General features: G+C 68.8%; 10 protein-coding genes and 2 rRNA genes. All 12 read right to left on the reverse strand.

Annotated elements, in window-relative coordinates:
• Window positions 1–3 precede the first annotated feature (3 nt).
• Window positions 4–1122: an alanine dehydrogenase gene (ald, locus tag IEX42_RS02975; RefSeq protein WP_188778078.1), complete on the reverse strand. Its 1119-nt coding sequence runs from the start codon at window positions 1120–1122 to the stop codon at window positions 4–6.
• Window positions 1123–1185: 63 nt separating this feature from the next.
• Window positions 1186–1809, reverse strand: coding sequence for an NUDIX domain-containing protein (locus IEX42_RS02980; protein ID WP_188778080.1), 624 nt, complete (start codon window positions 1807–1809; stop codon window positions 1186–1188).
• On the reverse strand, window positions 1802–3532 hold the full coding sequence (gene pyrG, locus IEX42_RS02985; protein ID WP_188778082.1) for a CTP synthase: 1731 nt from the start codon (window positions 3530–3532) through the stop codon (window positions 1802–1804). The genes IEX42_RS02980 and pyrG overlap by 8 nt, the downstream gene beginning before the upstream one ends.
• A gap of 112 nt (window positions 3533–3644) precedes the next feature.
• A complete protein-coding gene (recN, locus tag IEX42_RS02990; protein WP_188778084.1) occupies window positions 3645–5378 on the reverse strand; it encodes a DNA repair protein RecN in 1734 nt (577 codons plus the stop codon).
• On the reverse strand, window positions 5375–6301 hold the full coding sequence (locus IEX42_RS02995; protein WP_188778085.1) for an NAD kinase: 927 nt from the start codon (window positions 6299–6301) through the stop codon (window positions 5375–5377). Before IEX42_RS02995 ends, recN begins: the two co-directional genes overlap by 4 nt.
• A gap of 77 nt (window positions 6302–6378) precedes the next feature.
• Window positions 6379–7194, reverse strand: coding sequence for a TlyA family RNA methyltransferase (locus IEX42_RS03000; protein WP_188780864.1), 816 nt, complete (start codon window positions 7192–7194; stop codon window positions 6379–6381).
• Window positions 7195–7207: 13 nt separating this feature from the next.
• The gene (locus IEX42_RS03005; RefSeq protein WP_188778087.1) at window positions 7208–7534 is read right to left on the reverse strand and encodes a hypothetical protein; all 327 of its coding nucleotides are present in this window, start codon (window positions 7532–7534) and stop codon (window positions 7208–7210) included.
• 10 nt (window positions 7535–7544) lie between these two features.
• Window positions 7545–8555, reverse strand: a complete 1011-nt coding sequence (locus tag IEX42_RS03010; RefSeq protein ID WP_188778095.1) for an HAD-IIA family hydrolase — start codon at window positions 8553–8555, stop codon at window positions 7545–7547.
• Window positions 8556–8568: 13 nt separating this feature from the next.
• Window positions 8569–8940, reverse strand: coding sequence for a single-stranded DNA-binding protein (locus IEX42_RS18045; protein ID WP_229660550.1), 372 nt, complete (start codon window positions 8938–8940; stop codon window positions 8569–8571).
• A gap of 145 nt (window positions 8941–9085) precedes the next feature.
• Window positions 9086–9934, reverse strand: coding sequence for a tetratricopeptide repeat protein (locus tag IEX42_RS03020; RefSeq protein ID WP_188781203.1), 849 nt, complete (start codon window positions 9932–9934; stop codon window positions 9086–9088).
• An 82-nt stretch (window positions 9935–10016) separates the two neighbouring features.
• A 5S ribosomal RNA gene (gene rrf, locus IEX42_RS03025) occupies window positions 10017–10133 on the reverse strand.
• A 105-nt stretch (window positions 10134–10238) separates the two neighbouring features.
• Window positions 10239–13345, reverse strand: a 23S ribosomal RNA gene (locus tag IEX42_RS03030).
• Window positions 13346–13557: the final 212 nt, after the last annotated feature.

Consider the following 13557-nt stretch of genomic DNA (forward strand, 5'->3'; position numbering starts at 1 on the left):
GGCTCAGCCGGCCAGGGTGTCGGCGGGCGACTCCGCCGCGATCTCGTGGGCCGCGCCGACGGCGGTGTTGGTGAGCCTCCCCGCGTGGGTGTTGAGGCCCAGCGCGAGAGCCGGGTCGTCGGCGCACGCGCGTCGCCAGCCCTTGTCGGCGAGAGCGACGGTGTAGGGCAGCGTCGCGTTGGTGAGGGCGTACGTCGACGTCCGCGGCACCGCGCCGGGCATGTTGGCGACGCAGTAGAACACCGACCCGTGGACCGTGTACGTCGGGTCCGCGTGGGTCGTCGGGCGGGTGTCCTCGAAGCACCCGCCCTGGTCGACGGCGATGTCGACGAGCACGGAGCCCGGCTTCATCTGGGAGACCAGCTCGTTGCTGACCAGCTTCGGAGCCCTCGCTCCGGGGATCAGGACCGCGCCGATCACCATGTCGGCCTCGCGCACCTGCTGCTGGACGGTCAGCGACGAGGACGCCAGTCCGTGCACGCGGTTGTCGTAGCGCCAGAACGACATCCGCAGCTTGTCCAGGTCGGTGTCGAGCAGGGTCACCTCGGCGCCCATGCCGAGCGCGATGTTGGCGGCGTTCTGGCCCGAGACCCCGGCGCCGATCACGACGACCTTGGCGTTCGCCACTCCCCCGACGCCGCCCATCAGCACGCCGCGGCCGCCCTGTGCCCGCATCAGCGAGTACGCCCCCACCTGAGGAGCCAGGCACCCGGCGACCTCCGACATCGGGTAGAGCAGCGGCAGCGCACCGCTGCCCAGCTGCACGGTCTCGTACGCGATGCCGGTGGTCCGCGACTCCAGCAGCCGCTCGGTCAGCGGCCGGTCGGCGGCCAGGTGCAGGTACGTGAACAGCGTGAGGTCCTCGCGCAGGCGGTGGTACTCCTCCGCGACCGGCTCCTTGACCTTGAGGACGGTCTCGGCCTGACCCCACACCTCGTCGGCCTCGCCGACGATGCGGGCGCCGGCGGCGACGTACTCGTCGTCGGTGATCTGGCTGCCGAGACCGGCGTCCTTCTCCACCAGCACCTCGTGGCCGTGGGTGACCAGCTCGTGCACGCCGAGCGGCGTGATCGCCACGCGGTACTCGTGGTTCTTGACCTCACGGGGTACGCCGAGTCGCACTGCCTGCGCCTGCCTTTCGCCTGCGCCGAAGACGTCCCGGCGCCCCGGACGGGCGCTGTCCTGTCAGGACTCCGGCTGCCCCGCGACCCTACCTCCGCGGCGGCGCCGGACGTCGTAGGCGAGCACGGCGGTGACCAGCGGGGCGTCCTGCACCCGCCCGTCGAGCACCGCGTCCAGCAGGTCGTCCACCGGCACCCGGAGGACCGACATCTCCGCCTCCTCGTGCTCGAGCACGAAGCCGCGGTCGACCGGGTGCAGCCCGGTCGCCAGGAAGATCGCGTGGGTCTCGGTGCTCATGCCGGGCGAGGGCCGCACCGTGAGCAGGTGCTCCCAGCGCTCCGCGCCGAGTGCGACCTCCTCGCGCAGCTCGCGCTGCGCGCAGACCAGTGGGTCCTCTCCCGGCTGGTCGAGCAGACCGGCCGGCACCTCGAGCAGCCTCGCCTGTGCGGGGTGGCGGTACTGCTGGACCAGGACGGCACGCTCCTCCTCGTCGACGGCGAGGATCATCGCGGCGCCGGGGAGCTCCACGACCAGCCGGCGGAAGGTGGTCCCGGGCTCGTCGGGCGCGTGCACCGTGTCGGCGCGCAGAGCGAGCACCCAGTCGTCACGGTGCAGGTCCACCGAGGAGACGACCGGCCAGGACACCGGCTCGTCGCGGACCGCGTCGCCCCCGTCCGGCTCAGGCACCGCCGGCCACCTCGTCGTGAGTCGAGGCGCCTGCTCCGTCCTCGGAACGGGTCGACCGCAGGCCGGTCTCGTCGATCGGGAACCTGAGCTCCCGCTGGCGCGCGATCGCGGCACCGACGAGTCCGGCGAACAGCGGGTGCGGCCGCGTGGGTCGCGAGCGCAGCTCGGGGTGGGCCTGGGTCGCGACGTAGTAGGGGTGCACCTCGGCGGGCAGCTCGACGTACTCCACGAGCTGGTGGTCGGGCGAGACCCCCGAGAAGACCAGCCCGGCCTCCGCCAGCCGGTCGCGGTAGCCGTTGTTCACCTCGTAGCGGTGCCGGTGCCGCTCGGAGACCTGCGCCGCGCCGTAGGCCGCCCGGACGAGCGACCCGTCGGCGAGGTCCGCGGGGTAGAGGCCGAGGCGCATGGTGCCGCCCAGGTCACCGGCCCCCTCGACGTACGCCTCCTGCTCCGCCATCGTCGCGATCACCGGCTCGGCTGCCTCGGGGTCGAACTCGGTCGACGCGGCCTCCGCGAGCCCGAGGACGTTGCGGGCGTACTCGATCACCATGCACTGCAGTCCCAGGCACAGTCCGAGGGTCGGGACCCCGTGGGTGCGGGCATAGGTCAGCGCACCGAGCTTGCCCTCGATGCCACGGATGCCGAAGCCGCCGGGGACGCAGACCGCGTCCACGTCGGCGAGGTGCCGGGCCGCACCCTCGGGCGTGGCGCACTCGTCGGAGGGGACCCAGTCCAGGTGCACCTTCGCCTCGTGCGCGAACCCGCCGGCGCGCAGCGCCTCGGCGACCGACAGGTAGGCGTCGGGCAGGTCGACGTACTTGCCGACCAGGGCCACCCGCACCTCCTCGGAGGGGTGGTGGACGCGACGCAGCAGGTCGTCCCACAGGGTCCAGTCCACGTCGCGGAACGGGAGGTTCAGCCGGCGGACGACGTAGGCGTCCAGACCCTCGCGGTGCAGCACCTTGGGGATGTCGTAGATCGACGGCGCGTCGGCCGCGGTGACGACGGCCTCCCGGTCGACGTCGCACATCAGCGAGATCTTGTTCTTGATCGAGTCCGACAGCTCGCGGTCGGCGCGGCAGACCAGCGCGTCGGGCTGGATGCCGATCGAGCGCAGCTCGGCCACCGAGTGCTGGGTGGGCTTCGTCTTCAGCTCTCCCGACGGACCGATGAACGGCACGAGGGAGACGTGCAGGAAGAAGCAGTTCTCCCGGCCGATGTCGTGACGGACCTGCCGTGCCGCCTCGAGGAACGGCAGCGACTCGATGTCGCCGACGGTGCCCCCGATCTCGGTGATGACGACGTCGACGTCGCCCTCGCCCATGGCGCGGATCCGGTCCTTGATCTGGTTGGTGATGTGCGGGATCACCTGCACGGTGTCGCCGAGGTAGTCGCCGCGACGCTCCTTGGCGATCACGTCGGAGTAGACCTGCCCGGTCGTGACGTTGGCGGCCTGGCTCAGCTCGGTGTCGAGGAAGCGCTCGTAGTGGCCGATGTCGAGGTCGGTCTCGGCGCCGTCGTCGGTGACGAAGACCTCGCCGTGCTGGAACGGGTTCATCGTGCCCGGGTCGACGTTGAGGTACGGGTCGAGCTTCTGCATGGTGACGCGCAGGCCGCGCGACTTCAGCAGCGAACCCAGGCTCGAGGCGGTCAGCCCCTTGCCGAGCGAGGAGGCGACGCCTCCGGTGACGAAGACGTGCCGGACGGGCTGTCGGTCAACCACGAGCGGCTCCCCCACTGGTCGTGGTGGGGGTCGCGGGTCGCGACAGCGACCCGCTCCGAGGGCTGAGTGCTTCGACGTCGTCCACGGGCCTCGAGCCTAGCAACTCGACGGCTCACCCGGCGCCGCGCACCTCGCGTGCCGTGGCGAGAAGCTCCTCGGCGTGGGCGATCGCAGTCTCGGACTCCTCCAGCCCGGCCAGCATCCGGGAGAGCTCGCGCACCCGGTCGGCGTCGTCGAGGGCCAGCAGGCCCGAGGTGGTGACGAGTCCGTCGCTGGACTTGCGGACGACCACGTGCCGGTCGGCGAAGGCCGCCACCTGCGGCAGGTGGGTCACGACGACGACCTGGGCGTGGCGCGCCAGCGCGGCGAGTCGCCGGCCGATCTCGACGGCTGCCTTGCCACCGACACCGGCGTCGACCTCGTCGAAGACGAAGGTCGGCGCGGCCACCACGTCGGAGAGGACCACCTCGACGGCGAGCATCACGCGGGAGAGCTCACCGCCCGAGGCACCCTTGCCGAGCGGCCGCGGCTCGGCACCGGTGTTCGCGGCGAGCAGCATGGCCACCTCGTCGACACCGTCGCGACCGAAGCGCAGGTGACGCCCCTCGACCGGCAGCCCGTCGCTCTCCTCCGCCTCGGCGCGGGTCAGCGTCACCTCGATCCGCGCGTGCGGCATCGCCAGCTCGGTGAGCTCGGCGGTGACCTGCTCCCCGAGGCGGACGGCCGCCTCCGCCCGCGCCCGTGAGATCTCCGCGGCCAGCTCACCGAGGGTGGTTCGCAGCGTCTCCCGCTCGGCGCGCAGTCGACCGAGCACCTCGTCGGTGTCGTCGAGATCGAGCAGTCGTCGCGCGGAGCGCTCGGACCAGGCGAGCACCTCATCGACGGTGTCGCCGTACTTCCGCGTGAGGGCCGACAGGGCGGCCCGCCGCTCGGAGACCTCGGCGAGCCGGGCCGGGTCGGAGTCCAGCCCGGTGGAGTACGACGCCACGTCAGCGGCCACGTCTCCGAGGAGGTAGCTCGCCTCGGCCAGCCGGTCCGCCAGCGCCGCGGCCTCGGGGTCGTCGGCGCGGACGTCCTCGAGCAGGCGTCGGGCAGCCGCGACCGCGCCGAGGGCGTCGGGCGCGCCGTCCTCCGAGGAGAGCACCTCACGGGCCTGCTCGGCGGCCACGCGCAGCGTGTCGGCGTTGCCCAGCCGCTGCTCCTCGGCGAGCAGGGCCACGTCCTCGCCGGGCTGCGGTGCCGTGCGCTCGACCTCCTCCAGGCCGTGGCGCAGCAGGTCGGCCTCCTGGGCGCGCTCTCGGGTGCTGCGCAGGACCTCGTCCAGCTCGCGCTCGACCTCGCGGAGGCGCCGGTAGTCCTCGCCGTAGCGCGCCAGCGGCTCCTCGACCGGCGCGCCGGCGAACCGGTCCAGGCACTCGCGCTGGGTCTCCGGGCGCAGCAGCCGGTGCTGGTCGGACTGACCGTGCACCGCGACCAGTGGTGCGGTGAGCTCCGCCAGCGTCCCGACCGGGACCGACGCGCCGCCGGCGAACGCCCGGGACCGGCCTTCGGCCGAGACCTGGCGGGCGAGCAGGACGCTGCCGTCCTCGTCGGCATCGCCGCCCAGCTCCTCCAGAGCCGCCCGTACCTCGGGACCGGCGGTGAACCGGCCCTCGACGCGGGCCCGCCCGGCCCCGGTCCGCACGGCCCCGGAGTCTGCCCGCGAGCCCAGGAGCAGACCGAGGGCGGTCACCAGCATCGTCTTCCCCGCGCCGGTCTCGCCGGTGATCACCGACAGCCCGTGGTCCAGCTCGAGCACCGACTCCTCGATCACGCCGAGCGAGGTGATCCGCAGCTCCTCGATCACGCCGTCCCCTCCTCCCGCTCGCGGTGCCGCCGTTCCGCCACACCCCGCCAGCCCTCGACGGGCAGGCCGAACTTGGCCACCAGCCGGTCTGAGAAGGGCGCGCGGTGCAGTCGCGCCAGCCGCACCGGGCGAATCCCCCGACGCACCTCGACGCGGTCGCCAGGCACGAGGTCCAGGCTGCGCCGGCCGTCGCACCACACGACGCCCTCGGCCGCCGCGAGCACCTCGACCAGCACCGCGGAGTCCGGCCCGACGACCAGGGGCCGCGCGAAGAGGGCGTGCGCACTGATCGGCACCAGGAGAAGTGCCTCCACGTCGGGCCAGACCACCGGGCCGCCGGCTGAGAAGTTGTACGCGGTGGAGCCGGTGGGCGTCGCGCACACGACGCCGTCGCACCCCCACCGTGAGAGCGCCTCGCCGTCGATCGCGACGCCGACCTCGAGCATCCGCTGCCGCGCGGACTTCTCGACGCTGGCCTCGTTGAGCGCCCAGGTGCTCCACACCACGTCGCCGCCGCGACGGACGTCGACCTCGAGCGTCAGCCGGTCCTCGATCAGGTACGACCGGTCGACGATCGCACGAATCGTGACCGGCAGGTCCTCCGGCTCGGCCTCGGCCAGGAAGCCCACGTGGCCGAGGTTGACCCCGAGAAGCGGCACGTCGTGGGGCCGGGTGATCTCGGCGGCCCGCAGGATCGTGCCGTCGCCGCCGATGACCACCGCGACCTCGCAGCCCTGTGCCGCTCCGGCCTCGGGGACGACCTCGACCTGCGAGTCGTCCAGCCCGAGGTCGTACGCCTCCTGCTCGAGCAGCCGCACGAGCATGCCTGCACTGCGCAGTCCCTGCACGGCCGCATGGGTCGCCTGGCGGGCCTGGTCACGTCCGGTGTGGGTCACCACCAGGACTCGGCGTCGCTCGCTCACGTGCCTCACCCTCTCACCCGGTGCCGACAGCGGGGGCCGGCTGTCCCCAGGCCTGCCCCGGCCGATCACGGGCGAGCTCAGTGCGTGGCCACGGTGGACGCCACGAGAGCGTCGATCTCGTCGTCGCCCAGCTCACGCTCCCCGTGGCGCAGCCACACGAAGAACTCCACGTTGCCCGCGGGTCCGGGCAGCGCACTGACCGTGGCCGCACGGGCGCCCCACCCGCGCCCGGCGGCAGCACGGACGACGCCCCGCACCGCCTCCGCGCGGTCCTCGGCCGAGCGCACGACGCCACCCTTGCCCAACCGGTCCCGCCCGACCTCGAACTGGGGCTTGACCATGAGCAGCAGGTCGCCGGCCGGGTCGACGACCCCGATCAGCGCGTCGAGCACGAGTCGCAGAGAGATGAAGGAGAGGTCGCCGACGACCACGTCGACCGGGCCCTCGGTGAGCGTGAGGTCCAGGTCGCGGATGTTGGTCCGGTCGTGCACCTCGACCCTGGGGTCCTGGCGCAGCTCCCAGACGAGCTGGCCGTAGCCCACGTCGACCGCGAGCACCGCCTCGGCGCCGTGCCGGAGAACGACGTCGGTGAAACCGCCCGTCGAGGCGCCGGCGTCCAGCACCCGTCTGCCGGCGACGCTGAGTCCCAGCGGCGCGAGGTCGACGAGTGCGCCGGCGAGCTTGTGGCCACCGCGGGAGGCGTAGTCGGGACGGCCGGGGTCCTCGCGCACCACGATGTCGTCGTCGACCGAGACGACCGTCGCCGGCTTGTGCGCGCGCATCGCGTTGACGCTCACCCGCCCGCCGGCGATCAGCTCCCGCGCATGCTCCCGCGAGCGGGCTCCACCACGGCGGACGAGCTCGGCGTCGAGGCGTAGCCGACGAGCGGCCATCATCGCCGGGCGACTACTGGTCGGCGGCTTGGTCCAGGGTGCGGCGGAGCTCTTGGTGGACGGCGTCGAAGACCTCCACGTGGTCGTGCACCGACTCCTCCGACATCCCCTCGAGCGTCGCCAGAGCGTCGTCGACCCCGTCGTGCCCCGTCGCCTGCAGTGCGGGGAGGAGCTCCTCGAGCGCCTCGCCCGGCTCGGCGACCGTGCTCTCCTCGTCGGGCACCCGCTCCTGCTCCTCGACGTGGCCCAGCGCGTCGGGCTCCGGCGTGCTGTCGGCGGGCCCCTCGGTGCTCGGCTCGGCCGGGACGGGACCGGTCGACGGTCCGGACTGCTCTGTCATGGCGTGCACGCTACCGGTCGTCGTCACGAGGCGGTCGCACCCGTGAGCAGTCGGGGGGCGGCGCGCCCTGGTCGAGCGCCGACCAGGCGGCCGAGGCCACGGCCCGCCACCAGTCGTCGGGCACGCCGTCGCCGTCCACCTCGAGTGCTCCGTCGCTCACTCGCGCGGCCCAGCCGCCGACCGTCCACCACTCGTCGGTCCGGCTCGGCTCGGGATGGGCGACGAGCAGCCCGCCGAGGTCCTCGCAGAGGTACGTCGGCCGCTGCCCCGCAGGCGCGGCGACCAGCTCGGGCAGCCCGGTCACGCCGGTGAGCACCAGCAGACTCGGCCATCCCACCGCGTCGGCGCCCGCGATGTCGGTGTCGAGCCGGTCACCGACCATCAGCGGGCGCTGCCCACCGACGCGGCGCTGCGTCTCCTGCAGCAGCGGCGGCGACGGCTTGCCGGCCACGACCGGGTCGCGCCCCGCGAAGTCGGCGATCAGCCGGACCAGGGTGCCGTTGCCCGGTCCGATCCCGAGCGCGGTCGGGAAGGTCAGGTCGGTGTTGCTGGTCACCCACGGCAGCCCCTGCCGGACGAGCGTCGCCCCGGCGACGACACGGGACCAGGGCAGGTCGGGGCCGAATCCCTGCACCACGGCCTCGGGATCCTCGGCCGCCTCGCGGACGGGCGTGAGCCCGGCGTCGACGAGGGCCGTCTCCAGGCCGTCGCCACCGATCAGGAAGACACGAGCGCCCGGCGCGAGCTGGTCGGCGAGCACGCGCGCCGCAGCCTGGGCCGACGTGACGACGTCGCCGTCGGCGACCGGCATCCCGAGACCGTCGAGCTTCCGGACGACGGCGTGGGGGGTGCGCGAGGCGTTGTTGGTGACGTACGCGACCTGCATCCCCGCGTCGCTGGCGGACCAGAGATGGTGGGCCGCCCCGTCCACCGCGGCCTCGCCGACGTACACGACCCCGTCGAGGTCGAGGACGGCGATGTCGTAGACGGCGCTCAGCGCCTGGTCGGATCCACGGAGCACGCCGACGATCCTGTCACGTGGGCGAGGCCCGGGTGATCCGCCGCCCGTCGAGCGCCTCCACCTCGACGATGCTGGAGGACCCGGCCGCCGAGCGGTAGTGCCGACGGCGCAACGAGCCGCTGACCTCGACCACGTCGCCCTCGTCCCACCGCAACATCTTGCGACGCATACCTCCCGACCACGCCGCGCACTCGACCCAGTCCGACCGCTGACGCGAGCCGCGCGTCATCACCGTCTGCTCCCGTCCGATCACGAGCCTCACCACGACGACACGCGCCCCGCTGGGCAGCGTGCGCTCCTGCGGCGCGGCACTGACCCGCCCGCGCAGCACGACCTCGTTGCGGAAGCCGCTCTCGTCCTCAGTGCCCGATGATGTGGCGCCCACGGCCGACTCCTCTCCCGCGCAGACCGACGTCCACGCAGGAGCAATCGTCCGGCTCGGCCGTCGCGTCGCACGGCACGAGGCCCGCCGGCTGTCGACACCGAATGGTGCAACCGGGCCTGTGGACCCGGAACGGACGCTGACTGCCTCAGTCCTCGTCGGAGGTGAGCTGTGCGGCACGAGCCCCCGCGTCGGTGATCTCCTCACCATCGATCGCCTCGGTGCGGTGGAACCACTCCAGCGCCTCGGTGCGGCGGCCCGCGGCCACCAGCGTGTCCGCGTACGCGTAGCGAAGCCGGACGACCCAGGGGTCGCGCGACTGCGACTGCAACGGGGCCTGCTCGAGGACCCGCAGGGCAGCATCGAGCTCACCACGATCGCGGCGCGCTCCCGACTCCACGATGGTCAGCTCGGCCAGCAACGGCTTGCTCAGCTGGTCGTGCGGAGCGCGGCCAGCGAGGTCCAGCGCCCGGTCGGGTCGGCCCAGTGCGCGCTCGCTGTCGGCCATGATGGCGACGTAGTCCCACGCCCCGTTCATCCGCTTCGCGGCGCGCAGCTCGCTCAGCGCCACGGCGTACTCGCCGGCGGCGTACGCGGTCTCGCCCACCGCCTCGCGAACGACCGCCAGTCGCTGCGCACGCGCACGCGCCGCGAGCGCGTGCTGGTGCGCCGTCTTCGGGTCGGACTCGATCAGGAGACCCGCCGCGGCAAGGTGTCGAGCCACGCGGAGTGCCAGCTTCTCGGGCAGACTGCGCAGCTGGTCGCGGACGGATCGATCGAGCTCCTTGCCCGTGATCTCTTCAGGGATCTCGGGGCCGTCGTAGCGTTGCTGCGACTCCGAGCGTGCTGCCGTGCGACCACCACCGCCCTCGCGGCGCGGGTCTCGCGCAGAGCGCTCGCGACCATCGCCGGAGCGCCGGCCACCGTCGCGGCCACTGCCACCGCGCCGAGCGCCGTCCTGCTGCGGCCTGCGTCGACCGTCCCTGGGCTCACTCACTGCTCGATCATCCTGTTCATCACGTCGATCACATGAAAACGACGTCAGGGCCACCCATGGGGTGGCCCTGACGCGAAGTGATGTCCGGCGACGTCCTACTCTCCCACAACCTCCCGGTTGCAGTACCATCGGCGCAGAAAGGCTTAACTTCCGGGTTCGGAATGGAGCCGGGTGTTTCCCTTTCGCTATGGCCGCCGAAACTCTATGGAGTTGTATCGGTGACGCAGATCCTGGCACCAGGGCCGGATCTCGTCGGTTCCCGACCGCAACTCGGGAACCACACAGTGGACGCGCAACATCTTTGAGGGACAAGCCCTCGGCCTATTAGTACCGGTCGGCTGGGCATTACTGCTGTACACCTCCGGCCTATCAACCCAGTCGTCTACTGGGGGCCTTACCCGGATGAACCGGTGGGAGACCTCATCTTGAAACGTGCTTCCCGCTTAGATGCTTTCAGCGGTTATCACTCCCGAACGTAGCTAACCAGCCGTGCTCTTGGCAGAACAACTGGCACACCAGAGGTTCGTCCATCCCGGTCCTCTCGTACTAGGGACAGCCTTTCTCAAGTCTCCTGCGCGCGCGGCGGATAGGGACCGAACTGTCTCACGACGTTCTAAACCCAGCTCGCGTGCCGCTTTAATGGGCGAACAGCCCAACCCTTGGGACCTACTCCGGCCCCAGGATGCGACGAGCCGACATCGAGGTGCCAAACCATCCCGTCGATATGGACTCTTGGGGAAGATCAGCCTGTTATCCCCGGGGTACCTTTTATCCGTTGAGCGACGCCGCTTCCACATGCCAGCGCCGGATCACTAGTTCCGACTTTCGTCCCTGCTCGAGGTGTCACTCTCACAGTCAAGCTCCCTTGTGCACTTACACTCGAAACCTGATTACCAACCAGGCTGAGGGAACCTTTGAGCGCCTCCGTTACATTTTAGGAGGCAACCGCCCCAGTTAAACTACCCATCAGGCACTGTCCCTGATCCGGATAACGGACCTAGGTTAGACATCTAGTACGACCAGAGTGGTATTTCAACGATGGCTCCACGACAACTGGCGTCGCCGCTTCAAAGCCTCCCACCTATCCTACACAAGCCGAACCAAACACCAATACCAAACTGTAGTAAAGGTCCCGGGGTCTTTCCGTCCTGCCGCGCGTAACGAGCATCTTTACTCGTAGTGCAATTTCGCCGAGTCCACGGTTGAGACAGCGCCCAAGTCGTTACTCCATTCGTGCAGGTCGGAACTTACCCGACAAGGAATTTCGCTACCTTAGGATGGTTATAGTTACCACCGCCGTTTACTGGGGCTTAAGTTCTGCGCTTCGCTGGCGAACCAACTAACACGTCCCCTTAACCTTCCAGCACCGGGCAGGAGTCAGTCCGTATACATCGTCTTACAACTTCGCACGGACCTGTGTTTTTAGTAAACAGTCGCTTGGGCCTGGTCTCTGCGGCCATCACCGCTTTGCACAGCAAGTGTGCTGACGGATCCGGCCCCCCTTCTCCCGAAGTTACGGGGGCATTTTGCCGAGTTCCTTAACCATGGTTCACTCGATCGCCTTGGTATTCTCTACCTGATCACCTGAGTCGGTTTGGGGTACGGGCGGCGTATAGCTCGCTAGAGGTTTTTCTCGGCAGCATAGGATCATCGACTCGTCCAATGAAGGACTCCCTGTCCTGTCTCAGGCACGTGAGTGGCGGATTTGCCTACCACTCGCCCTACACAGTTAGCCGTGGTCAACCATCGCACACGGTTCGACTACCTTCCTGCGTCACCCCATCGCTTGACTAGTACCGGTTCGGGTCGTGCGCTCCACCTGAATCGTCCCGAAGGATCCATCAGGCTTTGGGCACTTAGCATCACCGGGTTCGTCATGGGCGCTATTTTGCCGGTACGGGAATATCAACCCGTTGTCCATCGACTACGCCTGTCGGCCTCGCCTTAGGTCCCGACTTACCCAGGGCAGATTAGCTTGACCCTGGAACCCTTGATCATTCGGCGGAAGAGGTTCTCACTCTTCTTTCGCTACTCATGCCTGCATTCTCACTCGTGTGGCGTCCACGGCTGGATCACTCCGCCGCTTCACTCGCCACACGACGCTCCCCTACCCATCCACACACCTGGACCACGAAGGCCTAGTTTAATGCGTGAATGCCATAGCTTCGGCGGGTGACTTGAGCCCCGCTACATTGTCGGCGCAGAATCACTTGACCAGTGAGCTATTACGCACTCTTTCAAGGGTGGCTGCTTCTAAGCCAACCTCCTGGTTGTCTGTGCGACTCCACATCCTTTTCCACTTAGTCACCGCTTAGGGGCCTTAGCTGATGGTCTGGGCTGTTTCCCTTTCGACTACGGAGCTTATCCCCCGCAGTCTCACTGCTGCGCTCTCACTTGTCGGCATTCGGAGTTTGGTTGATTTCGGTAAGCTTGTGGGCCCCCTAGACCATCCAGTGCTCTACCTCCGACAAGAAACACGCAACGCTGCACCTAAATGCATTTCGGGGAGAACCAGCTATCACGGAGTTTGATTGGCCTTTCACCCCTATCCACAGGTCATCCCCCAGGTTTTCAACCCTGGTGGGTTCGGTCCTCCACGCGGTCTTACCCGCGCTTCAACCTGCCCATGGATAGATCACTCCGCTTCGGGTCTTGATCGTGCCACTGCGTCGCCCTGTTCGGACTCGCTTTCGCTACGGCTTCCCCACACGGGTTAACCTCGCGACACAACGCAAACTCGCAGGCTCATTCTTCAAAAGGCACGCTGTCACCCCGAACAAGTCGAGGCTCCAACGGATTGTAGGCACATGGTTTCAGGTACTATTTCACTCCCCGCCAGGGGTACTTTTCACCTTTCCCTCACGGTACTTGTCCGCTATCGGTCACCAAGGAGTATTTAGGCTTAACGGGTGGTCCCGCCAGATTCACACGGAATTTCAGGGGTTCCGTGTTACTTGGGGTGACGTCTCAGAGCCATCGACTTACGTGTACGGGGGTATCACCCTCTACGCCGGGACTTTCCAGTCCGCTTCGACTTCATCGATGGTTTATGACTCTGCGTCAGAGCGGCAGCTCTGACATGACGGCCCCACAACCCCTCATATGCAACGCCTGCCGGCTATCACGCATATGAGGTTTGGCCTCTTCCGATTTCGCTCGCCACTACTCTCGGAATCACTGTTGTTTTCTCTTCCTGTGGGTACTGAGATGTTTCACTTCCCCACGTTCCCTCCTACTGCCCTATGTGTTCAGACAGAGGTAACTGGACATGACTCCAGCTGGGTTTCCCCATTCGGAAATCCCCGGATATAACGTCTGGTTGCCGACTCCCCGGGGCTTATCGCAGGCTCCTACGTCCTTCATCGGCTCTTGGTGCCAAGGCATCCACCATGTGCCCTTAGTAGCTTGTCTTGCTACAAAGATGCTCGCGTCCACTGTGTAGTTCTCAAGATACGGGCGGTCTCTCCTGCCAGCTCGTCGCCTGTCCGCTCGTAGCGGGTGGTTCGACGTACAGAAGATCCTGCTCGAGGTCGATCGCTCGATCCCTCAGGACCCAACAGTGTGCCTGGCCGACTGCTCACGATCCTGCTCGAGGTTCCACGTCGATCAGGCGAGGCCTGAAG

Source organism: Marmoricola endophyticus (assembly GCF_014644415.1).
Taxonomy (GTDB): Bacteria; Actinomycetota; Actinomycetes; order Propionibacteriales; family Nocardioidaceae; genus Marmoricola; species Marmoricola endophyticus.

What these genes read in the sequence shown, in the direction of transcription:
- IEX42_RS03005 (WP_188778087.1), bottom strand. Translation starts at nt 7,534, where the DNA reads ATGACAGAGCAGTCCGGACCGTCGACCGGTCCCGTCCCGGCCGAGCCG.
- IEX42_RS03000 (WP_188780864.1), bottom strand. Translation starts at nt 7,194, where the DNA reads ATGGCCGCTCGTCGGCTACGCCTCGACGCCGAGCTCGTCCGCCGTGGT.